The organism is Mycobacterium sp. GA-2829 (genome assembly GCF_001499965.1).
In the GTDB taxonomy this organism is placed as follows: domain Bacteria; phylum Actinomycetota; class Actinomycetes; order Mycobacteriales; family Mycobacteriaceae; genus Mycobacterium.
In genome coordinates this window covers 44,991-68,667 of record NZ_LQIT01000028.1, presented here as the reverse complement: position 1 = coordinate 68,667, position 23,677 = coordinate 44,991, and the positions used below count along the sequence as shown (strand labels likewise).

Here is a 23,677-nt window from a genome sequence, read left to right as displayed (position 1 = left end):
TAAGCTGTGTGTCTGTGACGATCCCGAATGTGCTGGCCAACCGCTACGCCAGCGAGGACATGGTGGCGATCTGGTCGCCGGAAGCGAAGATCGTCGCCGAGCGCCGACTGTGGCTGGCGGTGCTGCGCGCCCAGGCGGAACTCGGCGTCGATGTTCCCGACGGCGTGCTCGACGATTACGAACGTGTGCTCGAACAGGTCGACCTGGGGTCGATCGCCGCGCGCGAGCGGGTCACCCGGCACGACGTGAAGGCCCGCATCGAGGAGTTCAACGCGCTGGCCGGGCACGAACACGTGCACAAGGGCATGACGAGCCGCGATCTCACCGAGAACGTCGAGCAGTTGCAGATCCGCCGCTCGCTGGAACTGGTGCACGCCCACGGCGTCGCGGTCGTCGCGCGGCTCGCCGAACGCGCGGTCAGCTACCGCGACCTCGTGATGGCCGGCCGCAGCCACAACGTCGCCGCGCAGGCCACCACCCTGGGCAAGCGGTTCGCCTCCGCCGCCGAGGAGACGCTGATCGCGCTGCGGCGTGTCGAGGAGCTGATCGCGCGCTACCCGCTGCGCGGGATCAAGGGGCCGATGGGCACCGCGCAGGACATGCTCGACCTGTTCGGCGGCGACACCGCGCGGTTGGCCGAGCTGGAGCGCCGCGTCGCCGAATTCCTCGGCTTCCGAGACGTTTTCACCAGCGTCGGCCAGGTGTACCCGCGGTCGCTGGACCACGACGTCATCTCGGCGCTGGTGCAGCTGGGTGCGGGCCCGTCGTCGCTGGCGCACACCATCCGGCTGATGGCCGGCCACGAACTGGTGACCGAGGGCTTCGCACCCGGTCAGGTCGGGTCGTCGGCGATGCCGCACAAGATGAACACCCGCTCGTGTGAACGCGTCAACGGCCTGCAGGTGGTGCTGCGCGGTTACGGGTCGATGGCCGCCGAACTGGCGGGCGCGCAGTGGAACGAAGGCGACGTGTTCTGCTCGGTGGTGCGCCGCGTCGCGCTGCCGGACGCGTTCTTCGCGATCGACGGGCAGACCGAGACGTTCCTGACCGTGCTCGACGAATTCGGCGCGTACCCCGCCGTCATCCAGCGTGAACTCGACCGGTACCTGCCGTTCCTGGCCACCACCCGCATCCTGATCGCCGCCGTGCGCGCCGGGGTGGGCCGCGAGACCGCGCACGAGGTCATCAAGGAACACGCCGTGGCCGTCGCGCTGGCGATGCGGGAGAAGGGTCAGGAGCCCGACCTGCTCGACCGGTTGGCCGCCGACGCCCGCCTGCCGCTGGACCGGGTGGCGCTGGAAGACGCGCTGGCCGACAAGCAGGCGTTCAGCGGGGCGGCCGCCGATCAGGTCGACCGGGTGGCCGCCGCCGTCGACGAACTGATCGGCCGCTACCCGGAGGCCGCCAAGTACACCTCGGGCGCCATCCTGTGAGTTTGTCGCAGATCGACTTCACCGATCTGGACAATTTCGCGAACGGGTTCCCCCACGACCTGTTCGCGATCCACCGCCGCGAGGCGCCGGTGTACTGGCACGAACCCACCGAGCACACCCCCGACGGGGAGGGCTTCTGGTCCGTCGCCACACACGCCGAAACCCTTGCGGTGCTTCGTGATCAGGACATCTACTCGTCGGTGACGGGCGGCTCGCGGCCATACGGGGGCACGCTGCTGCAGGACCTGCCGATCGCCGGTCAGGTGCTCAACATGATGGACGATCCGCGGCATTCGCAGATCCGCAGGCTGGTGAACTCGGGGCTGACACCGCGGATGATCGCCCGCGTCACCGACGATCTGCGCGCGCGGGCGCGGACGCTGCTCGACGAGGTCGCCGGCGGGGCGGCTTTCGACTTCCTACCCCAGGTCGCCGCCGAACTGCCCATGCAGATGATCTGCATCCTGCTGGGCGTCCCCGAATCCGATCGGCACTGGCTGTTCGAGGCCGTCGAACCCGGCTTCGACTTCCGCGGCTCCCGCAAGGCCTCCATCGACCGGCTCTCGGTGGAGGACGCCGGTTCGCGGATGTACGCCTACGGGTCAGATCTGGTGGCGCGCAAGCGGTCCCAACCCGGTGACGACATGCTCTCGGTGGTGGCCGCCGAGTCCTGGCTGTCCGACGCGGAGCTGTACCTGTTCTTCTACCTGCTGTTCAGCGCGGGCGCAGAGACCACCCGCAACGCGATCGCCGGCGGATTGTTGGCGCTCATCGAGAACCCGTCGGCCTACGACGCGTTGCGGGCCGATCCGGGGCTGCTGCCGACAGCGATCGAGGAGATGGTGCGCTGGACGTCACCGTCGCCGTCGAAGCGGCGCACCGCCACCCGCGACACCGAACTGGCCGGCCAGACCGTGCGGGCCGGGCAGAAGGTGCTGGTGTGGGAGGGCTCGGCCAACCGGGACTCCACGGTGTTCGCCGACGCCGACGTCTTCGACATCAAGCGGAAACCGAACCCGCACTTGGGTTTCGGGCAGGGTGTGCACTACTGCCTCGGCGCCAACCTCGCGCGGCTCGAACTGCGGGTGCTGTTCGAGGAACTGCTGACGCGCTTCGCCTCGGTGGAATTGATCGAGCCGGTCGAATGGGCGCGCAGCAATCGGCACACCGGTATCCGGCACATGGTGGTGTCGGCACGCTGAAGCCGACGGGCCCCTAGCCTCGAGTGCATGGGCAACGAGGATGCACATCTGCGGATCTCCGACGCCGAGCGGGCAGAGGCCCGACGCGTGCTGGAACGGGCCGTCGGCGAAGGCATGGTGACTCTCGACGAGTTCACCGAGCGGCTGGACATCGTGCTGGCGGCGCGCACCCGAGGTGATCTGGCCGCGGTGCTGGGCGATCTGCCGTTGGGGACGCCGGCCGAACCCCTGGTCCTGCGCGGCCGGATGACGTCGCTGACCCGACGCGGCCAGTGGGTCGCGCCGCCGCGGATCACTCTGGACACCCGACTCTGCGACACCACACTGGATTTCCGCTCGGCCACCCTGCACCGCCCGGTCGTGACGCTCCTCGTCGACGACTACTGCAGTTCGACCGAGATCATCCTGCCCGACGACGCCACCGCGAATCTCGACGCGGTGCGCACGGTTGCGGGCAGCGTCACGGTGAGCGTCGACACCGCGCCGCCGTCGCCGCGGCTGCACGTGGTGGTGGACGGCCGGGTTCGCATGGGGTCGGTGACGGTGCGGCATCCCTTCGGCGCGGCACTGCGGCGGGCGTTCCGCTGACGCTCACCGCTGCCCGGTCGCGCGGCGGATGGTCGCGATCACCCGGTCGGGGTATTCGGTCAGGTCGAGCCAGGTGAACCGCAGGACGTTCCAGCCGGCCAGCGCGATGGCGTTCTGCCGTTCAGATCGATCTGGAACACCTCGCTGTCGGTGTGGAACGCCCAGCCGTCGACCTCGATCGCGACCCGCGCCTCGACGAACGCCACATCGACCTTGTAGCCGGCGACGGGGTAGTTGGTCTTCCACCCGGTCAGCCCGGCGGCGCGCAGCAGCTTGAGCAGCAGTCGCTCGGCTTGCGATCGCGCCCCGTCCTGGGCGGCCCGCAGCAGCCGGCGGGCGGCGGGGGAGCCGTGCCTGCCCTTGTTGCGCAGATGCGCCCGCCACAGCTGGGCCAGTTCGAGGTGACGCTGCAGGGCGTGGTCCATCAGTTTGGCGCCGCCGCCGCGGCGGGTGGCGGCTTCGACGACCGTCAGCGGGAGCGCGGTGACGCGTAGGTTGTTGCGTTCGACGACGTCGTGCGGGTCGAGGTCGCGTCTGCGTAGGCGGGTGCCGGGGCGAGCCCGTCCATGACTGTTGCGGGGCACGGTCACCTCTGCGACCGGCGGAGCGAAATTCGACAGCCCGTGCCACCACGCCGCCGTCAACCCGCTCCCAACGGCGTGACGTCCGTACGCCCACACCGCCGCGCGAATCCGCGCGGCGTCGGTGAACGGGCGGTCCTGCGCGAAGTAGACACCCGGGCCACAGCGGAGCCATCTACCGGAGCGCACGCGCCGCGCCGCGGCGGCCTGGCTGATACCGGCACGGCGGGCCTGCGTGAGGGTGATGACGCCGTCTTGTCTGCGTAGGTATTCGTCGAGCACATCGCATCTGACGGTGGCCGGGCGGTCACGGTTCCGCACGCGGCGATTTCGGCGCGGAAACGTGCGCTCAGCGTCGATTAGCGCGCCGAAATCGCTAGATGTGGCGGGCGATGCCTGCGGCCCGCAGTTCCAGCGAGGCCAACCCGCGGATCGCCGCGACGTCCTGATTGCGCCACGCCCCGACGGGGTCGGCGTCGACGCTGACGAGTTTGGCCAGCGGGCGGTTGGCCAGCGCGCGCATGGCCAGCAGCTGCTGCCCCGCGGGCGTGGCGGCCAGCGTCACCGCGGTCCACTTGCGCCGCGCGAACCGCAACCGCAGGAACACCCACGGCATCGCGACGGCGAGGATCGGTGGCGAGGCCACCGCCAGCGCCAGCACCCACGCCAGCCACGACGCGGTGGTGTCGAGGCTGTGCCCGGCGCTGGCGATGTCGAGTGCGGCATCGCCCGCCGCCTTGAGCGGGCCGCGCAACGCATCGCCGAGCAGCGGCACGTCCTCGGTCTGGTTGCCCGCGGATTCCAGGTTGTCGGCGATCCCGTTCGCCCCGCCCTCGACCTGACGTCCCACCGACGCGATCGTGGCGACGGCCGAATGCACCGCCATTCCGACGAACAACCATATGAGCGCCCACACCGCGACGACGATGTCACTGATCAGCTGGCCGAACAGTCGACCAGGGGTGGTGGCGTAGGGCACAAACCGCGAAGTCATGTGTGTAGATGGTGCCCGATAGGCTGGCCCGATGCGCCCCGCTCTGTCCGACTACCGGCACCTGGCCAGCGGTAAGGTCCGCGAACTGTACGCCGTCGACGACGACCACCTGCTGTTCGTCGCGACCGACCGCATCTCGGCGTACGACCACATCCTGTCCTCGCAGATCCCCGACAAGGGCCGCATCCTCACGGCGATGAGCGTGTTCTTCTTCGATCTCATCGATGCCCCCAACCACCTCGCAGGCCCACCCGACGATCCGCGCATCCCCGACGAGGTGCTCGGCCGCGCGCTGGTGGTGCGCAAGCTGGAGATGCTGCCGGTCGAATGCGTGGCGCGCGGATACCTCACCGGCTCCGGGCTCATCGACTACCGCGACACCGGCACACTGTGTGGGTTGACGCTGCCGCCCGGGCTGACCGAGGCCAGCAAGTTCGACGAACCGCTCTACACCCCGGCGTCGAAGGCCGAACTCGGCGCGCACGACGAGAACATCAGCTACGAGACCACCGTCGGACTGGTCGGGGAGCAGCGCGCCGCACAACTGCGGGAGCGCACGTTGCAGGTCTACACCCAGGGCGCCGAACACGCGCTGACGAAGGGAATCATCATCGCCGACACCAAATTCGAGTTCGGGGTCGACGAGTCCGGTGAGCTGGTGCTCGCCGACGAGGTGTTCACCCCCGACTCGTCGCGGTACTGGTACGCCGACGCCTACCGCGAGGGTGAGGTGCAGCCGAGCTACGACAAGCAGTTCGTGCGCAACTGGCTCACCGGCCCGGAGTCCGGTTGGGACCGTGCGGCCGACGAACCGCCGCCACCGCTGCCGCCGGAGATCGTCGATGCGACGCGGGCGCGCTACATCGAGGCCTACGAACGTATCTCGGGACTGAGCTTCGGCGCGTGGATCGGTGCGAGCGCATGAGCGCCACACCGCCCGTCGCCAAACGCGTCGAGAAGCGCCGCGAACACCACGGCGACGTGTTCGTCGACCACTACGAATGGTTGCGGGACAAGGCCGACCCCGAGGTGATCGCCCATCTGGAGGCCGAGAACGCCTACACCGAAGCGCAGACCGAACACCTCGCGCCGCTGCGGCAGAAGATCTTCGACGAGATCAAGGCCCGCACCAAGGAGACCGACCTGTCGGTGCCGACCCGCCGCGGTGACTGGTGGTACTACGGCCGCAGCTTCGAAGGTAAGCAGTACGGCGTCCACTGCCGTTGCCCCGCAAGCGATCCCGACGACTGGACGCCGCCGCAGTTCGACGAGAACACCACGATCCCCGGCGAGCAGGTGCTGCTCGACGAGAACGTCGAAGCCGAGGGCCACGACTTCTTCTCGCTCGGCGCGGCCACGGTCAGCCCCGACGGCAGCATCCTGGCCTACTCGGTCGACACCGTCGGCGACGAGCGGTACACGCTGCGGTTCCGGAATCTGCACACCGGCGAGCAGTACGACGACACCATCGTCGGCATCGGCGCGGGGGCGACGTGGGCCGCCGACAACCGGACCGTCTACTACACCACGGTCGACGACGCGTGGCGTCCGGACACCGTGTGGCGGCACCGTCTCGGCGCCGGCCTACCGGCCGAACGCGTCTACCACGAACCCGACGAGAAGTACTGGCTCGGCGTCGGCCGCACCCGCAGCGACAAGTACCTGATCATCGCCTCGGGCAGTGCGATCACCTCCGAGGTGCGCTACGCCGACGCGACCGCCCCGGACGCCGAGTTCGCGGTGGTGTGGCCGCGCCGCGAGGGAGTCGAGTACTCCGTCGAACACGCGGTCGTGGGCGGCGAGGACCGGTTCCTCATCATGCACAACGACGGTGCGGAGAACTTCGCACTCGTCGACGCACCGGTGTCGGACCCGACCGCGACCCGCACGCTGATCGAACACCGCGAGGACGTGCGCCTGGACGCCGTCGACGCGTTCGCCCGGCACCTCGTGCTGAGCTACCGCGAGGAGGCGCTGCCCAAGATCCAGCTGTGGCCCCTCGGCGCCGACGGATCCTACGGCCGCGCCGAGGACATCACCTTCGACACCGAGCTGACCTCCGCGGGCCTGGCCGGCAATCCGAACTGGGATGCGCCGGTACTCCGCGTCGGCGCAACGTCATTCGTCACCCCGGTGCGGATCTACGACATCGACCTGCAGACCGGTGAGCGCACGCTGCTGCGCGAGCAGCCGGTGCTCGGCGGCTACCGCCCCGAGGACTACGTCGAGCGGCGCGAGTGGGCCGTCGCCCCCGACGGCGCCCGGGTGCCGATCTCGATCGTGCACCGGGCGGGGCTGCAGTTCCCGGCGCCCACGCTGCTCTACGGGTACGGCGCCTATGAATCGTGTGAGGATCCGCGATTCTCGATCGCCCGGCTGTCGCTACTGGATCGCGGCATGGTGTTCGCCGTCGCCCACGTCCGCGGTGGCGGTGAGCTCGGCAGGCCGTGGTACGAACACGGCAAGCTGCTGGAGAAGGGCAACACGTTCACCGATTTCATCGCCGTCGCACGGCATCTCATCGCCACCGGCACGACGCGGCCGCAGAACATGGTGGCGCTGGGCGGAAGTGCGGGCGGGCTGCTGATCGGAGCCGTGGCGAACCTGGCGCCCGAACTGTTCGCCGGGTTCCTCGCGCAGGTGCCGTTCGTGGACCCGTTGACCACCATCCTGGATCCGTCGCTGCCGCTGACGGTCACCGAGTGGGACGAGTGGGGCAATCCGCTCGAGGACGAGTCCGTCTACCACTACATGAAGTCCTACTCGCCGTACGAGAACGTGGCCGCCAGGGACTACCCGCCGATCCTGGCGATGACGTCGCTCAACGACACCCGCGTCTACTACGTCGAGCCCGCCAAATGGGTTGCCGCGCTTCGGCACTCGAATACCGACGGCAACCCGGTGCTGCTCAAGACCGAGATGAGTGCCGGACACGGCGGAATCAGCGGACGGTATGAGCGGTGGAAGGAAGCCGCGTTCCAGTACGCCTGGGTGCTCGCGACGTCCGGCGCGGAGACCGCGACCTAGGATGACGCCGTGGGCAAGAGCGGCTACCACCACGGCGACCTGAAGTCGGCGATCCTCGCCCAGGCTGCGGACCTGGTCGCCCAGCGTGGCGCCGACGGTGTCTCGTTGCGCGAACTCGCCCGTGCCGCCGGGGTGTCCCACGCGGCGCCGGCGCACCACTTCACCGACAAACGCGGATTGTTCACCGCGCTCGCGGCACAGGGCTGGCGGATGCTCGCCGAAGCGCTCGCCGACTCGGGCCCGGAGTTCCTGCATGCGGCGAGCGCCTACGTCCGGTTTGCCCTCGACCATCCCGGCCACTACGAGGTGATGTTTGACAAGTCTCTCATCGACGAGGCGAATGTCGAACTGGTGCAGGCGAAAACGGCAGCAGGGGCCGAACTGGCCCGCGGTGTCGCCACACTCACCGATGCGCGGTCGCAGTCCGATCCCGACGCCGCCGCACTCGCGGCGTGGTCGCTGGTGCACGGCTTCATCATGTTGTGGCTCAACGACCTCATCGCCACCGACGACGATCCGCTTGCCCAGATCGAGCGGGCCGCGCAGATGCTGTTCGCCGGTCGGTGACGTGCGGTAGCGTCCGCGACATGACTGAGTCGTACCTGCTCGACATCGAGCTCAACACGCTCGACGGCACCTCGACCTCGCTGCGCGAACTGGCCGACGGCGCCGCGCTCGTGGTCAACGTCGCCTCGAAGTGCGGGCTCACCCCGCAGTACAGCGCGCTGGAGAAGCTCGCGCAGGACTACGGCGATCGCGGGCTCACCGTGATCGGGGTGCCGTGCAACCAGTTCATGGGCCAGGAACCCGGCACCGCCGAGGAGATCCAGACGTTCTGTTCGACCACCTACGGGGTGACGTTCCCGCTGCTGGCCAAGACCGACGTCAACGGCCAGGACCGCCACCCGCTCTACGCCGAACTGACCCAGACGCCCGACGCCGACGGCGAGGCGGGCGACGTGCAGTGGAACTTCGAGAAGTTCCTGCTCGCCCCCGGCGGCAACGTGGTCAACCGGTTTCGGCCGCGCACCGAGCCCGACGCACCCGAGGTCATCTCCGCCATCGAGGCCGTGCTGCCGAAATAGACAGCTGCCGTCGACGTGACGGCCACCGGCAAGACACCTGCGACCGCCACACTGACCACGTGGCCGGACAACTGATCGTCTCGATCTCCCACGTCACCGCGCGCACCCTCGACGAGGCCGCCGCGTTCCGCACAGAGCTCGACGCCCGCGGAGTGCCGGTGTCCTATCTGGTGGCACCGCGCCTCAAAGGCGGCTACCGGCTCGACCGCGACACCCCGACCGTCGAGTGGCTGCGCCAGCGCCGGGAGGCGGAGGACGCGATCGTCCTGCACGGCTTCGACGAGGCCGCCACCAAGAAGCGCCGCAGCGAGTTCGCCTCCCTGGCCGCCCACGAGGCGAACCTGCGCCTGCTGGGCGCCGACCGCGTCCTCGAACACCTCGGGTTGCGCACCCGGCTGTTCGCCGCGCCCGGCTGGACGGTGTCGCAGGGCACTGTGACGGCGTTACCCCGCAACGGTTTCCGTGTCCTGGCCGCGCTCAGCGGGGTGACCGATCTGGTACGCGGGACGACGACGCGGGCGCGGGTGGTGGGGATCGGCGCCGGGTTCGTCGCCGAACCGTGGTGGTGCCGCACCGTCGTGCTCGCGACCGACCGGACCGCGCGCCGGGCCGGGACGGTCCGGCTCGCGGTGTCGGCCAAACACCTCGGCCGGCCGGGGCCGCGGCAGGCCGTGCTCGACGCCGTCGACCTGGCGCTCCTGCACGGGTGCGTCCCACAGGTCTACCGGTGGGAACCCACCCGGGCGCACGGCGCGGCCGCCGCCTAGACCGCTCCTAGAACTCCGTGCCGTTCTCCTCGGCGAGCACCTGGAAATCGGTGTCGGTCATCTCGCTCAACCGCCCGAAGTAGATCCCGCGCGCACTCGGATCGATGATGCCGTGGTGGATCGGCACCGCGCGGGCCGGTGCGACGGCGCGTAGGTATTCCACCGCCTCGGAGATCTTCATCCACGGTGCCGCCGCGGGCGTGGCGAGCACGTCGACCGGTTCGCCCGGCTCGAACAACGCGTCACCCGGATGCATGAGCCGGGCCCGGTGCTCGCCGTCGCCGATCAGATACGAGATGTTGTCGATCTCCGGTAGTTCCGGATGGATGATCGCGTGATGGCCGCCGACGCCGCGCACGTCCAGATGCCCGACGGTGAACTCGTCACCGGCGTGCACGGCCTGCCACGAACCGCCGAGCTGCTGCGCGGTCTGCGGATCGCAGTACAGCGCGGCCTGCGGATTGGCCTCCAGCAGGGCAGGCAGGCGGCTGGTGTCGGCGTGATCGGGGTGCTGATGGGTGATCAGGATCGCCGAGAGCCCGGTGATGCCCTCGAATCCGTGCGAGAACGTGCCCGGATCGAACAGAACCGTCGTCTCGGTTCCCGAACCGTCCGGAAAGCTCGCGAGTAAGCACGAATGGCCGAAATGGGTCAATTGCATGGCTATATTGTGGCGCTCAGGCGGGGGCCGGCGGTGGGGGTTCGGATGCGCGTGCTGATCGGGGCGGTGCTGGCGAGTTGCGCGCTGGCGTTGGTCGGCCCGGTCCCGGCGTCGGGCGCGCCGCTGGACTGTCCGCCGAGCTGTGACCGGATCCCGCGCTCGGCGTGGATCGCCCCGACCTCGATACCGCTCTACGACGTGTACCGCTGGCCGGAGCTGTCGAACCTGTCGGTGACCGCGGCGACTGTCCGGTTCCGATTCGAGGAGTTGTGCGCGACACCGGCGGCGGCCGACGACCCCCGCAGTGCGGCGGTGGCGGCCAGGGCGTCGGCCACCTCACCTGACGGGCAGTGGCACCTGCAGGCCCAGGTCGTGCACTGGCGCGGGGAGACGTGGCGCGGCGGCCAACTCGCGGCCGCGGCGTTCGACGATGCGGTGGCGCTGCTGCGCGGCTGCGGGCTGGGCGCGCCGGGCGCGTCACCCTCGATGACGACCAGCGAGCTCAACCGGATGGCGGCGGTGGTCAGCGCACCCGACCGGTCGATCCTGCACCAGTACCTCGTCGTCGAACCGCGCAACAGCACGATCACCGAGCTGGCGATGTGGTCTTCGGCACAGCCGTCGGTGCGCTGGCGCCCCGTTCCGGACGCGTTTGTGCTCGATGCGCTGGGCGCGCCGCTGTGCGCGGCGTATCTCGACTCATGCCGGTAACCGGTGACCTGCCGCGATACCGGTAAAGTCGTCGGCGTGGCGAAGGTGGTGGTGCACGTGATGCCCAAGGCCGAGATCCTCGACCCCCAGGGTCAGGCGATCGTCGGAGCCCTGGGACGTCTCGGTGTGACGGGCGTTTCGGATGTCCGCCAAGGCAAACGGTTCGAATTGGAGATCGACGGCGACGTGTCGGAGGAGACGGTGGCCGAGATCGCCGAATCGCTGCTGGCCAACACCGTCATCGAGGACTGGTCCGTGACGAGGGAAGACGCATGAGCGCACGCGTTGGGGTGATCACCTTCCCGGGATCGCTCGACGACATCGACGCCGCCCGCGCGGTGCGGCTCGCCGGTGGTGAGCCGGTCAGCCTGTGGCACGCCGACGCCGACCTCAAGGGTGTCGACGCGGTCATCGTGCCCGGCGGCTTCTCCTACGGCGACTACCTGCGGGCGGGCGCGATCGCGAAGTTCGCACCGGTCATGGGCGAGGTGATCCGCTCGGCTGAGCAGGGCATGCCGGTGCTGGGCATCTGCAACGGCTTCCAGGTGCTGTGCGAGGCCGGGCTGCTGCCGGGTGCGCTGACCCGCAACATCGGCCTGCACTTCATCTGCCGCGACACCTGGCTGGAGGTCGGGTCGAACACCTCGGCGTGGACCACCCGCTACGAGACCGGCGCCGACCTGCTCATCCCGCTGAAATCGGGGGAGGGGCGCTACGTCGCCAGCGAGAAGGTCCTCGACGAGCTCGAGGGCGAGGGCCGGGTGGTGTTCCGCTACCGCGAGAACCTCAACGGCTCGATGCGCGACATCGCCGGAATCAGTTCGGCCAACGGCCGCGTCGTCGGCCTGATGCCGCACCCCGAACACGCCACCGAGGCGCTCACCGGCCCGTCCGACGACGGGCTCGGGCTGTTCCTGTCGGCGCTCGACGCCGTCCTCACGGTCTAGCGGCCGTCAGCGCGACCGACGCTTCGGCGGTGTAGCACAGGAACGTCAGCGTCTCCTCGAGGTAGAGCGCCACGGTGCCCGCATCGTGCGACAGGTAGCCGATCGACACGTCGGTCCCCAGTTGCAGATCGAAATCGCCTCCACGCGTGGACAATACGAACGCACCGTCGATCGCGGGCGCCCAGATGATGTCTCCGTCGACCATCCGGTTGAGGTGTTCGAGGATCGGATAGCCGTGTTCGGTGGTCTCGCTGACGCTGGTGTAGGCGTCGGCGGACAGCAGCACCGAGTACGGTCCGTCGACACCGGCCAGGCGTAGCGCCGAGAGTGCCTGGGCGATCGCGTCGGGGATCTTGCGGGCGTCGTCGGGCAGTTCCAGCACCGGATTGCTGGTGCAGGTCCGGATGCCGTCGATCTGCGCGGCGCCGTATCCCTCGAAGATCGCGCGGTCCTCGACGAACGCCAACTTCTTCGCGGCCTCCTTGACCGGATCCCAATCGGAGTCCTGCGCACCGCGTTCGACGTCGTCGACCGCCGTGCGGGACACCGTGAACGGCACCCGCAGCCGGACCAGCGGCTTGCTGTCGCGCACCGCGGCCGCCACACCGTCCCCCGGGGGCGTCACCTCGCGCAGATGGCCGGTCGAGATCGCAGCTGTCACAGGGCCGCCCGGATCGCTCACGTCGACGACCCGCCGCCCGGCGACGTGGCGGGTGAAGGTGCGCGACGCCTCCTCTTCGATCTGCTCCCACGCCGCCGCGGTGATCGGTGCGAGATCGCGGTAGAGGTTGTTCATCGTCGGGTTCCTTTCAGACTTCCGATGGCCAGTGACCCGTCGTGGGACGGCGGATCGGCAAGCGGCGGTGGGGAATCGAGGAAGTCGACGGTCGGGGTGAAGAACATCGACCCGGTGACCGCCGTGGAGAAGTCGAGGATGCGGTCGGTGTTGCCCGGCGGATCCCCGATGAACATGTTGGTCAACATCCGTTCGGTGACCGTCGGCGTGCGCGAGTACCCGATGAAGTACGTGCCGAACTCACCGCGGCCGACCTCGCCGAACGGCATGTTGTGCCGCACGATCTTCAACTCGTTGCCGTCGTCGTCCTCGACGACGTTGAGTGCCACGTGCGAATCGGCCGGTTTTCTCCCGAGTTCGATGTCGTCGAGTTTGGTGCGGCCGATCACCCGTTCCTGCGCCTCGACCGTCAGCGCGTTCCACCCCGACATGTCGTGGACGTACCGCTGCACGTGCACGTAGCAGCCGCCGGCGAATTCGGGATCCTCGTCGCCGATCCGGGTCGCGCTGCGCGCCAACGGGCCGTCGGGGTTCTCGGTGCCGTCGACGAAGCCGAGCAGATCGCGGTTGTCGAAGAACTTGAAACCGTGCACCTCGTCGACGACGGTGATCGCACCGGCCATCGCCTCGGTCAGCTTGACCGCCAATTCGAAGCAGACGTCCATGGATTCGGCGCGGATGTGGAACAGGAGATCGCCGGGCGTCGCGGGCGCGTGGTGGCGCGGACCCCGCAGCGGGCGGAACGGGTGCAGTTCGGCGGGCCGGGGTCCGCTGAAGAGCCGGTCCCAGGCGTCGGATCCGATGGAGGTGACCGCCGACAGGTTCTTGGTCGGATCGCGGAACCCGATCGCCCGCACCAGCCCCGCGATGTCCGGCAGTGCGTCGCGCACCGTCGACTCGCCGCCGGCGTCGATGGTGGCGACGAGGAACACGGCAGCGGGGGTCAGCGGCGCGAGCACCGGTTGCGGCAGTGGATCGGGCACGAAGTGGACCCTAGCTTCAAGATCAGTCGAAAGGGCCGTCAAGATGAAAAGATGCCCGCTAGCCCCCAGAGCCTGTGCGCCTTCATCGACGCCTCCCCGTCGCCGTTCCACGTGTGCGCCACCGTCGCCGACCGGTTGCGCGCGGCGGGGTTCACCGAACTCGCCGAGAGTGACGCATGGCCGTCGGCGCCGGGCGACTACTTCACCGTGCGGGCCGGGTCGCTGGTGGCGTGGCGGGCCGGGGGCGATCCACACGCACCGTTCCGCATTGTCGGCGGCCACACCGACAGCCCGAACCTGCGCGTCAAACAACACCCCGACCGCTTCGTATCCGGTTGGCGCATCGTGGCTCTGCAGCCCTACGGCGGGGCCTGGCTGAACTCGTGGCTGGACCGCGACCTCGGGCTCAGCGGCCGGTTGTCGATCCGCGACGGCAACACGATCGAGCACCGGCTGGTCCGGATCGACGAACCCATCCTGCGGGTGCCGCAGTTGGCGATCCACCTGTCCGACGACCGCAAGGGTGTCAGCCTGGACCCGCAGCGGCACGTCAACGCGGTGTGGGGACTCGGCGAGCGCGGCTCGTTCCTCGGTCTCGTGGCCGACCGGGCCGGCGTCGCCGAGCGCGATGTGCTGGCCGCGGATCTGATGACCCATGACCTGACCCCGTCGACACTGGTCGGCGCCGACCGCGAATTGGTCAGTGCGCCAAGGCTCGACAACCAGGCCACCTGCTATGCGGGCATGGAGGCGCTGTTGGCCGCCGAGCCGCGCGACGTGGTGCCGGTGTTGGCGCTCTTCGACCACGAGGAGGTCGGGTCCACCTCCGATCACGGTGCCCAGTCCGAGCTGCTGCCCACGGTGCTGGAACGGATCACCCTGGCCGCGGGCGGGCACCGGGAGGATCTGCTGCGGCGGATGTCGGGGTCGGTGGTCGCGTCCGGCGACATGGCGCACGCGACCCACCCCAACTATCCGGAGCGGCACGAACCCAACCACCTCATCGAGGTCAACGCCGGTCCGGTGCTCAAGGTGCAGCCCAATCTGCGGTACGCCACCGACGGGCGCACCGCCGCGACGTTCGCGCTCGCCTGCGCGCAGGCCGGGGTGCCGATGCAGCGCTACGAACACCGCGCCGACCTGCCCTGCGGGTCGACGATCGGTCCGATGACTTCTGCGCGCACCGGGATCCCCACCGTCGACGTCGGGGCGGCACAGCTGGCCATGCACTCGGCGCGCGAGTTGATGGGCGCCGACGACGTCGCGGCGTACTCCGCGGCTCTTCAGGCGTTTCTGTCACCGGCCTGATCTAGGGTCGGCGCCATGGCCATGACCGTGGAGATGATCACCGTCGACTGCTCCGACCCCGATGCGCTCGCCGGCTGGTGGGCCGAGGCCGCCGGGGGTGAGGTGAATGTGTTCGCACCGGGCGAGTTCGTCGTCCTGATCCGGGACAACGGCCCGCGCCTCGGTTTTCAGAAGGTGCCCGCCGTGACGCCGGGGAAGAACCGTGTGCACGTCGACTTCACGGCGCCCGACGCCGATGCGGAGGCGGCCCGGCTCGTCGGACTGGGCGCGACCGAGCGGAGCAGGCACAGCTTCGGGGACGACTTCAGCTGGATCGTGCTGGCAGATCCTGAGGGAAACGAATTCTGCGTCGCAAACGCCTGAACCGAGTTTGGCGAGCCCGCCGCAAGGAACGCGCAGGTCAGCGCCGCTAATACGAGTTCTTTTGATTTTCCTTGCAATCATTTCTCAGCTTCAGCTCAGCTGACTCTCATGATCTTGACGGGTCGGTGTTAGATTCATCACGCGAGACCGAGGCGGGAGACCGCTTCCGGGGGGACCCAAGGCCTCCTGCCACCGACTCCGTGGGGGACGGAGTCGGACCGGCAGGAGGCCTTGTCGCGTGTCCGGTCGACAACCGGGCCGCTGCTGGAAAGATCGCCGTCGTGTTGCTGTCCCTGATCGCGGTGTCCGCCGTCCTGGCCGCATGGGCGGTGATGGCCCGCCGGCTCGGTAACTGGCGGATCACCGCGCCGATGGTGCTCGTGCTGGCCGGGGTGGTCATCGGCCTGGCCACCTCGGACCGCATCGCCGACAGCCTCAACACCGAGGTCGCCGAGAGCATCGCCGAGGTGATCCTCGCGATCCTGCTGTTCGTGGACGCCACCGACGTCCGCGGCGGACTGTTCGGTGAGGAACCCAAGGCCGCGATGCGGGTGCTGTTCGTGGTCCAGCCGCTGAGCATCCTCGCCGCCATGGCGCTCGGGCTGTGGTTGCTGCCCGGGTCGTCGTGGGCGGTCCTGCTGGTGATCGCCTGCATCGTCGTGCCGATCGACTTCGCGCCGGTCTCCTCGATCCTGCGGGACCGGCGCATCCCCGAGCGGGTGCGTAACATGCTCAACGTCGAGGCCGGCTACAACGACGGCATCGTCTCCCCGCTGTTCATCTTCGCCCTGCTCCTCGTCGATCCGGACACCCGCACCGACACCCCGTTGGAGGCGCTCGAGGCCGCGGTGCCGCAGGCCGCCAAGGCCATCCTGGTCGGACTGCTCGTGGGCACCGTGCTCGCGCTGGCGTCCAACGCCGCCCACAGCAGGCAGTGGACCACGCACCAGTCCGACCGGCTGGTGCTCGTCGCAGCACCGTTGCTGGCGTTCGGGCTCAGCCTGGCCATCGACGGCAACGGCTTCGTCTCGGCGTTCGTCTGCGGTATCGCGTTCAAGTTCCTGCGTCACTCCGACGACATCCGCCGCGACCTCGAACTCGTCGACGACGTCGGCTTCCTGCTCGCCGTCGCCATGTGGTTCACCCTGGGCCTGGTCACCGTGGCGGTCTTCGAGGTCGGGGTCTCCCTCGGCGCGGTCGTCTTCTGCCTGCTCGCGATCACCGTCGTCCGGATCGTCCCGGTGCTGATCGGCATGGCCAGGACGCGCTTCACCGTGCCCGAACGCCTGCTCGTCGGGGGCCTGGGACCCCGCGGCACCAGCACCATCGTCTTCGGGCTGTTGGCCTTCAACGTGCTGGCCGGACGCCAGGAGCACACCGTCGGACTGGTCGCGTGCTGTGCGTGTTGGGCAGTGTCATCCTGCACGGAATCGCCGCCCCCGCCGTCGCGCACGCCTACGCGGCGCGGTACCCGTCCTCCCGCGACGCGGAGCACATCGACTCGGGGAAATAGACTGTTCGCGTGACGCAGGAGCTTGCCCCCACGCTGGACACCGTCGAGCGTGCCGCAGCGACCCCCGACCAACCCCAACCGTTCCGCGAGCTGGGCCTCAAGGACGACGAGTACGAGCGCATCCGCGGCATCCTCGGCCGCAGGCCCACCGACGCCGAACTGGCGATGTACTCGGTGATGTGGAGCGAGCACTGCTCGTACAAGTCGTCGAAGGTGCATCTGCGGTACTTCGGCGAGACCACCACCGACGAGATGCGGGCCGGGATGCTCGCCGGCATCGGTGAGAACGCCGGCGTGGTCGACATCGGCGACGGCTGGGCGGTGACCTTCAAGGTCGAATCCCACAACCACCCCTCCTACGTCGAGCCGTACCAGGGCGCGGCCACCGGCGTCGGCGGCATCGTCCGCGACATCATGGCCATGGGCGCACGCCCGGTCGCCGTGATGGACCAGCTGCGCTTCGGCGCCGCCGACGCCGCCGACACCAAACGGGTGCTCGACGGGGTGGTGCGCGGGGTCGGCGGCTACGGCAACTCGCTGGGCCTGCCCAACATCGGCGGTGAGACGGTCTTCGACGCCTCCTACGCGGGCAACCCGCTCGTCAACGCACTGTGCGTCGGCGCGATGCGCAAGGAGGATCTGCATCTGGCCTTCGCCTCCGGCGCGGGCAACAAGATCATCCTGTTCGGCGCGCGCACCGGGCTCGACGGCATCGGCGGCGTCAGCGTGCTGGCCTCCGACACGTTCTCGGGCGACGAGTCCGGCACGGGCCGCAAGAAGCTGCCCAGCGTGCAGGTCGGCGATCCGTTCATGGAGAAGGTGCTGATCGAGTGCTGCCTCGAGCTCTACGCTGCGGGCCTGGTGGTCGGTATCCAGGACCTGGGTGGTGCCGGGTTGTCCTGTGCCACATCCGAACTCGCATCCGCCGGTGACGGCGGTATGCACGTCGAACTGGATCAGGTGCCGCTTCGCGCGGCCAACATGACGCCCGCGGAGATCCTGTCGAGCGAATCGCAGGAACGTATGTGCGCGGTGGTCACCCCGGACAACGTGGACGCCTTCCTCGCGGTGTGCCGCAAGTGGGATGTGCTGGCCACCGTGATCGGCGAGGTCACCGACGGCGACCGGCTGCAGATCACCTGGCACGGCGAGACCGTCGTCGATGTACCGCCGCGCACCGTCGCCCACGAGGGCCCGGTGTACGAGCGCCCCGTCGCCCGGCCCGACACCCAGGACGCGCTCAACGCCGACACCTCCGCCGACCTGCCCCGACCTGCCACCGGTGACGAACTGCGCGCCACGCTGCTCGCGCTGATCGGTAGCCCGCACCTGTGCAGCCGCGGTTACATCACCGAGCAGTACGACCGCTACGTGCGCGGCAACACCGTGCTGGCCGAACACGCCGACGGCGGCGTCCTGCGCATCGACGAGACCACCGGACGCGGTATCGCGGTCTCGACCGACGCATCGGGCCGCTACACCCAGCTCGACCCTTACACCGGCGCCCAGCTCGCACTCGCGGAGGCGTACCGCAACGTCGCGGTCACCGGCGCCACCCCCGTCGCGGTCACCAACTGCCTCAACTTCGGTTCGCCGGAGGATCCGGGCGTGATGTGGCAGTTCAGCCAGGCCGTCCGCGGGCTGGCCGACGGCTGCGCCGCCCTGGGCATCCCGGTCACCGGCGGCAACGTCAGCTTCTACAACCAGACCGGCAGCACCGCGATCCTGCCCACCCCGGTCGTCGGTGTGCTCGGCGTCCTCGACGACGTCAAACGCCGCATCCCGACCGGATTCGGCACCGAACCCGGTGAGACGCTGATCCTGCTCGGCGACACCCGCGACGAGTTCGACGGCTCCATCTGGGCGCAGGTCACCGCGGGTCACCTCGGCGGTGTGCCGCCCCGGGTCGACCTCGAGCGGGAGAAGCTGCTCGCCGACGTGCTCACCGCCGCCTCGCGCGACGGACTGGTCTCGGCCGCACACGATCTCAGCGAGGGCGGACTGATCCAGGCGGTCGTCGAGGCCGCGCTGGCCGGTGAAACCGGTTGCCGCATCCTGGTTCCGGACAATGTGGACCCGTTCGTCACGCTCTTCAGCGAATCTGCGGGCCGGGTCCTCGTCGCGGTGCCGCGCACCGAGGAGAGCCGCTTCCGGTCGATGTGTGAGGCGCGCGGCCTACCCGCCACCCGCATCGGCGTGGTGGATCCGGGCAGCGACGCGGTCGAGGTGCAGGGCCACTTCTCGGTGCCGCTGGCGGAGCTGCGCACCACCAGCGAGGGCGTCCTGCCCGGATTGTTCGGGTGAGGGCGGAGACCGACGACATCATCGGTGGCGCGGTCACCGACACTCCCGAACGCCCGCGGCGCCACCCCCTGCTCGCGTGGGCATGGGATCTGGTCCGGCTGGACTTCACCGGCGTCGCCTTCGGCGCCCTGTTCTTCTGCCTGTCCCTGACCCCGTCGCTGCTTCCGCGGGACTGGCTGTTCCAGGGCCTCATCGGCGGACTCAACGGCGCCATCGGCTACGGCATCGGCGTCTTCGTGGCGAAGTTGTTGACCCGCTTCGTGTTACGGCGGCGCAGCTGGTGGCCGCCGACCCGCAGGCGGCTCTACGCCCTCAAGACCGTCATCGTCGTCGGGTCGATCACGGCCAGCGTGGCCATGCTCGTCCCCGCTGCGGCGTGGCAGCGTCAGGTGTCGGCGGAGATGGGGCTGCCCGGACCGGCGACGCTGAGCTACCTGCGGGTGCTGGTCGTCGCCGCCGTGGTCGGTGCGGTGTGCGTCGCGTTCAGCCGCGTCGTCCTCGACACCATCAAAGTGCTTGCGCGCTGGCTGATCCGGCGGTGGCGGCTCAGCGACGAGATGGCGTTGCTCATCGGCACCGCCGTCGTGGTCGCGCTGCTCGTCACGTTGATCAACGGTGTTCTGTTGCAGGGTTTCCTGGCAGGCGCCAGCCGTGTGTTCCAGCCGCAGAACACCACCACCCGAGAGGGGATCAGCCAGCCGGCCGTCCCCGAACGGTCCGGCAGCCCGGCATCGTTCGCCGCGTGGGACACCCTCGGCTTCCAGGGCCGCAACTTCGTCGGCAGCGGACCCGACGCCGCCGAGATCGAGCGGGTCAACGGCAGGCCCGCCCGTGAGCCGATCCGCGTGTACGCGGGGCTGCAGACCGCGGACACCGACGAACAGCGAATCGCGGTGCTGCTCAGCGAACTCGAGCGCACGGGGGCGTTCGACCGGGAACTGCTCGTCATCGTCCCCACCACCGGCACCGGGTGGGTCAACCCCGTCGCCGCCCGCGCCGTCGAGCTGATGTACGACGGCGACACCGCGATGGTGGCCATGCAGTACTCGTATCTGCCCAGCTGGATCTCGTTCCTCGGCGACCAGCAGCGGTCCATGGAATCCGGGCGCATCCTCGTCGACGCCGTTCAAAGGCGTTGGGCGCAAAAGCCTTCCGATCGGCGTCCGAAACTGGTCCTCTACGGTGAGAGCCTGGGTTCGATGGCCGGGCAGGCCGCCTTCACCTGGCTGCCCGACATCTCCGACAAGGGGTTCTCGGGTGTGCTGTGGGTCGGACCCCCGAACGCCAGCCCGCTGTGGAACGCGGTCACCCAACGCCGCGATCCCGGCACCCCGGAAGTCGAACCCCGGTACGACGGCGGCCGCACCGTCCGGTTCTCCCAGGCCGCCGATCCCGCCGAGATCGCCCGCGACACCGCGGCCCCGTGGCGCGGCACCCGGGTGCTGTTCCTGCAGCACGCCTCGGACCCGATCGTGTGGTGGACCCCCGACCTCGTCACCGCGCGGCCCGACTGGCTGCGCGAACCGCCGGGACTGGACCGCACCGCGTCCATGCGCTGGTACCCGATCATCACGTTCTGGCAGGTGAGCGCGGATATGACGAACGCGTCGAGCGTGCCGGGCGGGCACGGGCACAACTACGGCGAATCGGTGCTCGACGGTTGGGCGGCCGTCGCACCGCCACCCGGGTGGACCCCGGACGACACCGAGCGGATCCGGACCGCGCTGCGCGACGGGGGAGGTCCCGAATACTGAAGCGGCTCAAGGCTTTCGGTGCCGTGACGGCGGCCGCCGCGGTCGTCGCGCTGTCGGGTCCGGTGCGCCAGCGCCTCCCGGAGCGGTGGGCCACCGTCGTCCCCGGGGTCGTCGGAGCGACCGCCGCCGGACTCACCCGCGCACCGCTGGGACTGCGACCGCGGGCCCTGCGGGGCGGGCTGCGCGCCGGGGGGCTCGCCGCGGCGGCCGCCGCCGCCGGCGTCCTCGCGGTGAGCGCGGTGCCTCGGGTGCGGGCCGGGATGACCCGGCGCGAGCTGCCCGACACCCCGGCGCGGTGGCTGCTGGTGCGGATCCCGCTGGGCACGGTGTGGAGCGAGGAACTGCTCTACCGCGGCGCGCTGGCGCACCTCGCCGCCGAGGCGTTCGGCCCGACCGGGGGCCGGTTGCTGCAGGCGGCCGCGTTCGGGCTGTCGCACGTTTCCGACGCCCGTGCGACGGGGGAGCCGATCGCCGCCACCGTGCTGAGTACCGGCGCGGCCGGATGGGTGTTCGCCTGGCTGGCCGAGCGGTCGGGCAGCGTGGCCGCCCCGATGCTGGTGCATCTGGCGCTCAACGAGGCGGGGGCGCTGGCCGTGCTGGCGGCCCGGTGCGGTCGATACTGAAGACATGCCGCCCCGCCGCCCCGCCGACCCCGCCGAGACCCGGGCCGCGGTCACCGCCGTCGCCGCGTGGCTGCGCGACGACACCGTGCCCGCGCCGGCGCGGACCGAGATCGCCGAGGCCGTGCGGCTGACCGCCAGGACCATCGCGGCGCTCGCGCCCGGCGCCAGCGTCGAGGTGCGGGTGCCGCCGTTCGTCGCCGTGCAGTGCATCGCCGGGCCCACCCACACCCGGGGCAACCCGCCCAACGTCGTTGAGACCGACCCCCGCACCTGGCTGCTGGTCGCCGCGGGGCTGCTGTCGTTCGACGACGCGGTCGCCGCGCACGCGGTGCAGCTGTCGGGATCCCGCGCGCCCGATGTGGCCAACTGGCTGCCCCTGGTCACCTTGGCCGGTTAGCGAAAAGACGTGGTGGACGACACGTCGCCGATTGCCATAAGTGGGTATATGGCCCGTAGACTCGGTCACGTCACCCACAGTCCCTTGGGAGCAGCCATATCGTGAGCGGCCACGACGAACTCCAGCCCGAGAACGACCCTCGTGAGGAATGCGGCGTCTTCGGCGTCTGGGCCCCCGGTGAGGATGTGGCCAAACTCACGTACTACGGCCTGTACGCACTGCAGCACCGCGGCCAGGAGGCAGCGGGTATCGCCGTCGCCGACGGTTCGCAGGTGCTGGTGTTCAAGGATCTGGGACTGGTCAGCCAGGTCTTCGACGAGCCGACGCTGGCCGCGATGCACGGACACGTCGCGATCGGCCACTGCCGCTACTCGACGACCGGATCCACGACGTGGGAGAACGCCCAGCCGGTCTTCCGCAACACCAGCGCGGGCACCGGCGTCGCGGTCGGCCACAACGGCAACCTCGTCAACACCACCGAACTCGCCGCCCGCGCCCGGGATGCCGGCCTGATCAACAACCGCACCCCCGGCGCGGCGACCACCGACTCCGACATCCTCGGGGCGCTGCTGGCCCACGGCGCAGCCGACGCGACGCTCGAGCAGGCGGCGCTGGAACTGCTGCCGACCGTGCGCGGCGCGTTCTGCCTGACCTTCATGGACGAGAACACGCTCTACGCCGCGCGTGACCCGTACGGCGTGCGCCCGCTGTCACTCGGCCGCCTCGACCGCGGCTGGGTGGTGGCCTCGGAGACCGCCGCCCTCGACATCGTCGGTGCCTCGTTCGTCCGCGACATCGAACCCGGTGAACTGCTGGCCATCGACGCCGACGGTGTACGGTCCAGCCGGTTCGCCAACCCCACCCCCAAGGCCTGTGTCTTCGAGTACGTGTACCTCGCGCGGCCTGACAGCACGCTGGCCGGCCGCTCGGTGCACGCCACCCGCGTCGACATCGGCCGCAGGCTCGCCAGCGAGATGCCCGTCGAGGCTGACCTGGTGATCGGCGTGCCGGAATCCGGGACGCCCGCCGCCGTCGGCTACGCGCAGGGCTCCGGGATCCCGTACGGCCAGGGCCTGATGAAGAACGCCTACGTCGGCCGGACGTTCATCCAGCCGTCGCAGACGATCCGTCAGCTCGGCATCCGGCTCAAGCTCAACCCGCTCAAAGAAGTGATTCGCGGGAAGCGGCTGATCGTCGTCGACGACTCCATCGTGCGCGGCAACACCCAGCGGGCGCTGATCCGGATGCTCCGCGAAGCCGGAGCGCTCGAGGTGCACGTCCGCATCGCCTCGCCGCCGGTGCGCTGGCCCTGCTTCTACGGGATCGACTTCGCCACTCCGGCCGAGCTGATCGCCAACGGCGCCGAAGACGAGGACCAGATGCTCGAGGCCGTCCGCCGCGCGATCGGCGCCGACACGCTCGGCTACATCTCGCAGCAGGGCATGATCGCCGCGACCGAACAGCCGGCGTCTCGGCTGTGCTCGGCGTGCTTCGACGGCAACTACCCGATCGAGCTGCCCGGGGAGTCGGCGTTGGGCAAGAACGTCATCGAGCACATGCTCGCGACGGCCGCCCGCAGCGGGATCCCCCTGGAGAAGATCGAGAACGACAACGCCTCTGCGTTGCGTAGGCCCTGAGCC

General features: G+C 69.7%; 23 protein-coding genes and 1 pseudogene. 19 read left to right on the top strand and 5 right to left on the bottom strand.

Features of this window, described 5'->3' with window-relative positions; all coding sequences use genetic code 11:
• Nucleotides 1-14: 14 nt before the first annotated feature.
• Genes purB through AU194_RS17800 form a run of 3 tightly spaced genes read left to right on the top strand, consistent with a single transcriptional unit; the run spans nucleotide 15 to nucleotide 3,223 of the window.
• Nucleotides 15-1,433: an adenylosuccinate lyase gene (gene purB, locus AU194_RS17810; protein ID WP_059090570.1), complete on the top strand. Its 1,419-nt coding sequence runs from the start codon at nucleotides 15-17 to the stop codon at nucleotides 1,431-1,433.
• A complete protein-coding gene (locus AU194_RS17805; RefSeq protein WP_059090569.1) occupies nucleotides 1,430-2,635 on the top strand; it encodes a cytochrome P450 in 1,206 nt (401 codons plus the stop codon). Before purB ends, AU194_RS17805 begins: the two co-directional genes overlap by 4 nt.
• A gap of 27 nt (nucleotides 2,636-2,662) precedes the next feature.
• The gene (locus tag AU194_RS17800; protein WP_059090568.1) at nucleotides 2,663-3,223 is read left to right on the top strand and encodes a DUF1707 domain-containing protein; all 561 of its coding nucleotides are present in this window, start codon (nucleotides 2,663-2,665) and stop codon (nucleotides 3,221-3,223) included.
• Nucleotides 3,224-3,226: 3 nt separating this feature from the next.
• On the opposite strand, the pseudogene AU194_RS17795 reads toward AU194_RS17800, so the two are convergent.
• Together AU194_RS17795 and AU194_RS17790 are read right to left on the bottom strand one after the other, a co-directional pair.
• Nucleotides 3,227-4,086 (bottom strand): annotated as a pseudogene (locus tag AU194_RS17795) (DUF559 domain-containing protein).
• Between the two features lie 94 nt (nucleotides 4,087-4,180).
• A complete protein-coding gene (locus AU194_RS17790; protein ID WP_059090567.1) occupies nucleotides 4,181-4,798 on the bottom strand; it encodes a hypothetical protein in 618 nt (205 codons plus the stop codon).
• A gap of 31 nt (nucleotides 4,799-4,829) precedes the next feature.
• Here AU194_RS17790 and AU194_RS17785 point away from each other — a divergent pair, with 31 nt between their 5' ends.
• Genes AU194_RS17785 through AU194_RS17765 form a run of 5 tightly spaced genes read left to right on the top strand, consistent with a single transcriptional unit; the run spans nucleotide 4,830 to nucleotide 9,677 of the window.
• Nucleotides 4,830-5,723 (top strand): phosphoribosylaminoimidazolesuccinocarboxamide synthase, encoded by an 894-nt coding sequence (locus tag AU194_RS17785; protein WP_059090566.1) that lies wholly within the window; start codon nucleotides 4,830-4,832, stop codon nucleotides 5,721-5,723.
• On the top strand, nucleotides 5,720-7,825 hold the full coding sequence (locus AU194_RS17780; RefSeq protein WP_059090565.1) for a S9 family peptidase: 2,106 nt from the start codon (nucleotides 5,720-5,722) through the stop codon (nucleotides 7,823-7,825). The genes AU194_RS17785 and AU194_RS17780 overlap by 4 nt, the downstream gene beginning before the upstream one ends.
• Before the next feature lie 9 nt (nucleotides 7,826-7,834).
• Nucleotides 7,835-8,392 (top strand): TetR/AcrR family transcriptional regulator, encoded by a 558-nt coding sequence (locus tag AU194_RS17775; protein ID WP_059090564.1) that lies wholly within the window; start codon nucleotides 7,835-7,837, stop codon nucleotides 8,390-8,392.
• A gap of 20 nt (nucleotides 8,393-8,412) precedes the next feature.
• Complete coding sequence (locus tag AU194_RS17770) at nucleotides 8,413-8,910, top strand: glutathione peroxidase (protein ID WP_059090586.1); 498 nt, start codon at nucleotides 8,413-8,415, stop codon at nucleotides 8,908-8,910.
• Nucleotides 8,911-8,969: 59 nt separating this feature from the next.
• A complete protein-coding gene (locus AU194_RS17765) occupies nucleotides 8,970-9,677 on the top strand; it encodes a DUF2334 domain-containing protein (RefSeq protein ID WP_059090563.1) in 708 nt (235 codons plus the stop codon).
• 7 nt (nucleotides 9,678-9,684) lie between these two features.
• Here the strand turns inward: AU194_RS17765 and AU194_RS17760 are convergent, their stop codons facing one another.
• Nucleotides 9,685-10,338: an MBL fold metallo-hydrolase gene (locus AU194_RS17760; protein WP_059090562.1), complete on the bottom strand. Its 654-nt coding sequence runs from the start codon at nucleotides 10,336-10,338 to the stop codon at nucleotides 9,685-9,687.
• A 45-nt stretch (nucleotides 10,339-10,383) separates the two neighbouring features.
• Here AU194_RS17760 and AU194_RS17755 point away from each other — a divergent pair, with 45 nt between their 5' ends.
• Genes AU194_RS17755 through purQ form a run of 3 tightly spaced genes read left to right on the top strand, consistent with a single transcriptional unit; the run spans nucleotide 10,384 to nucleotide 11,996 of the window.
• Nucleotides 10,384-11,049, top strand: coding sequence for a hypothetical protein (locus AU194_RS17755; protein ID WP_059090561.1), 666 nt, complete (start codon nucleotides 10,384-10,386; stop codon nucleotides 11,047-11,049).
• 36 nt (nucleotides 11,050-11,085) lie between these two features.
• Nucleotides 11,086-11,325, top strand: coding sequence for a phosphoribosylformylglycinamidine synthase subunit PurS (gene purS / locus AU194_RS17750; protein WP_059090585.1), 240 nt, complete (start codon nucleotides 11,086-11,088; stop codon nucleotides 11,323-11,325).
• Nucleotides 11,322-11,996: a phosphoribosylformylglycinamidine synthase subunit PurQ gene (purQ, locus tag AU194_RS17745; protein ID WP_059090560.1), complete on the top strand. Its 675-nt coding sequence runs from the start codon at nucleotides 11,322-11,324 to the stop codon at nucleotides 11,994-11,996. The genes purS and purQ overlap by 4 nt, the downstream gene beginning before the upstream one ends.
• Here purQ and AU194_RS17740 read toward each other — a convergent pair.
• Together AU194_RS17740 and AU194_RS17735 are read right to left on the bottom strand one after the other, a co-directional pair.
• A complete protein-coding gene (locus AU194_RS17740; protein WP_059090559.1) occupies nucleotides 11,986-12,792 on the bottom strand; it encodes a family 1 encapsulin nanocompartment shell protein in 807 nt (268 codons plus the stop codon). The two genes, purQ and AU194_RS17740, sit on opposite strands and share 11 nt — an antisense overlap.
• Nucleotides 12,789-13,775 (bottom strand): Dyp-type peroxidase, encoded by a 987-nt coding sequence (locus AU194_RS17735; RefSeq protein ID WP_059090558.1) that lies wholly within the window; start codon nucleotides 13,773-13,775, stop codon nucleotides 12,789-12,791. The genes AU194_RS17740 and AU194_RS17735 overlap by 4 nt, the downstream gene beginning before the upstream one ends.
• 51 nt (nucleotides 13,776-13,826) lie before the next feature.
• Here AU194_RS17735 and AU194_RS17730 point away from each other — a divergent pair, with 51 nt between their 5' ends.
• The 8 genes from AU194_RS17730 to purF all read left to right on the top strand — a co-directional run bounded on the left by AU194_RS17730 (nucleotide 13,827) and on the right by purF (nucleotide 23,674).
• Nucleotides 13,827-15,083, top strand: coding sequence for a M18 family aminopeptidase (locus AU194_RS17730; protein WP_059090557.1), 1,257 nt, complete (start codon nucleotides 13,827-13,829; stop codon nucleotides 15,081-15,083).
• A gap of 15 nt (nucleotides 15,084-15,098) precedes the next feature.
• Entirely contained in the window at nucleotides 15,099-15,446 is a 348-nt protein-coding gene (locus AU194_RS17725; protein WP_059090556.1) for a VOC family protein, read from the top strand.
• Between the two features lie 281 nt (nucleotides 15,447-15,727).
• Nucleotides 15,728-16,972, top strand: a complete 1,245-nt coding sequence (locus tag AU194_RS17720; protein WP_231743451.1) for a sodium:proton antiporter — start codon at nucleotides 15,728-15,730, stop codon at nucleotides 16,970-16,972.
• Nucleotides 16,973-16,992: 20 nt separating this feature from the next.
• Nucleotides 16,993-19,263 carry a phosphoribosylformylglycinamidine synthase subunit PurL gene (gene purL, locus AU194_RS17715; RefSeq protein WP_197417652.1) on the top strand — a complete coding sequence of 757 codons (2,271 nt, stop codon included), beginning with the start codon at nucleotides 16,993-16,995 and terminating at the stop codon, nucleotides 19,261-19,263.
• Nucleotides 19,260-21,017 carry an alpha/beta-hydrolase family protein gene (locus AU194_RS17710; RefSeq protein ID WP_059090554.1) on the top strand — a complete coding sequence of 586 codons (1,758 nt, stop codon included), beginning with the start codon at nucleotides 19,260-19,262 and terminating at the stop codon, nucleotides 21,015-21,017. Before purL ends, AU194_RS17710 begins: the two co-directional genes overlap by 4 nt.
• Before the next feature lie 23 nt (nucleotides 21,018-21,040).
• Complete coding sequence (locus tag AU194_RS17705; protein WP_082698698.1) at nucleotides 21,041-21,640, top strand: CPBP family intramembrane glutamic endopeptidase; 600 nt, start codon at nucleotides 21,041-21,043, stop codon at nucleotides 21,638-21,640.
• Nucleotides 21,641-21,644: 4 nt separating this feature from the next.
• Nucleotides 21,645-22,037: a sterol carrier family protein gene (locus AU194_RS17700; RefSeq protein WP_059090553.1), complete on the top strand. Its 393-nt coding sequence runs from the start codon at nucleotides 21,645-21,647 to the stop codon at nucleotides 22,035-22,037.
• A 101-nt stretch (nucleotides 22,038-22,138) separates the two neighbouring features.
• The gene (gene purF / locus AU194_RS17695; RefSeq protein ID WP_059090552.1) at nucleotides 22,139-23,674 is read left to right on the top strand and encodes an amidophosphoribosyltransferase; all 1,536 of its coding nucleotides are present in this window, start codon (nucleotides 22,139-22,141) and stop codon (nucleotides 23,672-23,674) included.
• Nucleotides 23,675-23,677: the final 3 nt, after the last annotated feature.

What these genes read in the sequence shown, in the direction of transcription:
- AU194_RS17800 (WP_059090568.1), top strand. Translation starts at nt 2,663, where the DNA reads ATGGGCAACGAGGATGCACATCTGCGGATCTCCGACGCCGAGCGGGCA.
- AU194_RS17790 (WP_059090567.1), bottom strand. Translation starts at nt 4,798, where the DNA reads ATGACTTCGCGGTTTGTGCCCTACGCCACCACCCCTGGTCGACTGTTC.
- AU194_RS17785 (WP_059090566.1), top strand. Translation starts at nt 4,830, where the DNA reads ATGCGCCCCGCTCTGTCCGACTACCGGCACCTGGCCAGCGGTAAGGTC.
- AU194_RS17780 (WP_059090565.1), top strand. Translation starts at nt 5,720, where the DNA reads ATGAGCGCCACACCGCCCGTCGCCAAACGCGTCGAGAAGCGCCGCGAA.
- AU194_RS17770 (WP_059090586.1), top strand. Translation starts at nt 8,413, where the DNA reads ATGACTGAGTCGTACCTGCTCGACATCGAGCTCAACACGCTCGACGGC.
- AU194_RS17760 (WP_059090562.1), bottom strand. Translation starts at nt 10,338, where the DNA reads ATGCAATTGACCCATTTCGGCCATTCGTGCTTACTCGCGAGCTTTCCG.
- AU194_RS17755 (WP_059090561.1), top strand. Translation starts at nt 10,384, where the DNA reads ATGCGCGTGCTGATCGGGGCGGTGCTGGCGAGTTGCGCGCTGGCGTTG.
- purQ (WP_059090560.1), top strand. Translation starts at nt 11,322, where the DNA reads ATGAGCGCACGCGTTGGGGTGATCACCTTCCCGGGATCGCTCGACGAC.
- AU194_RS17740 (WP_059090559.1), bottom strand. Translation starts at nt 12,792, where the DNA reads ATGAACAACCTCTACCGCGATCTCGCACCGATCACCGCGGCGGCGTGG.
- AU194_RS17730 (WP_059090557.1), top strand. Translation starts at nt 13,827, where the DNA reads ATGCCCGCTAGCCCCCAGAGCCTGTGCGCCTTCATCGACGCCTCCCCG.
- AU194_RS17725 (WP_059090556.1), top strand. Translation starts at nt 15,099, where the DNA reads ATGGCCATGACCGTGGAGATGATCACCGTCGACTGCTCCGACCCCGAT.
- AU194_RS17700 (WP_059090553.1), top strand. Translation starts at nt 21,645, where the DNA reads ATGCCGCCCCGCCGCCCCGCCGACCCCGCCGAGACCCGGGCCGCGGTC.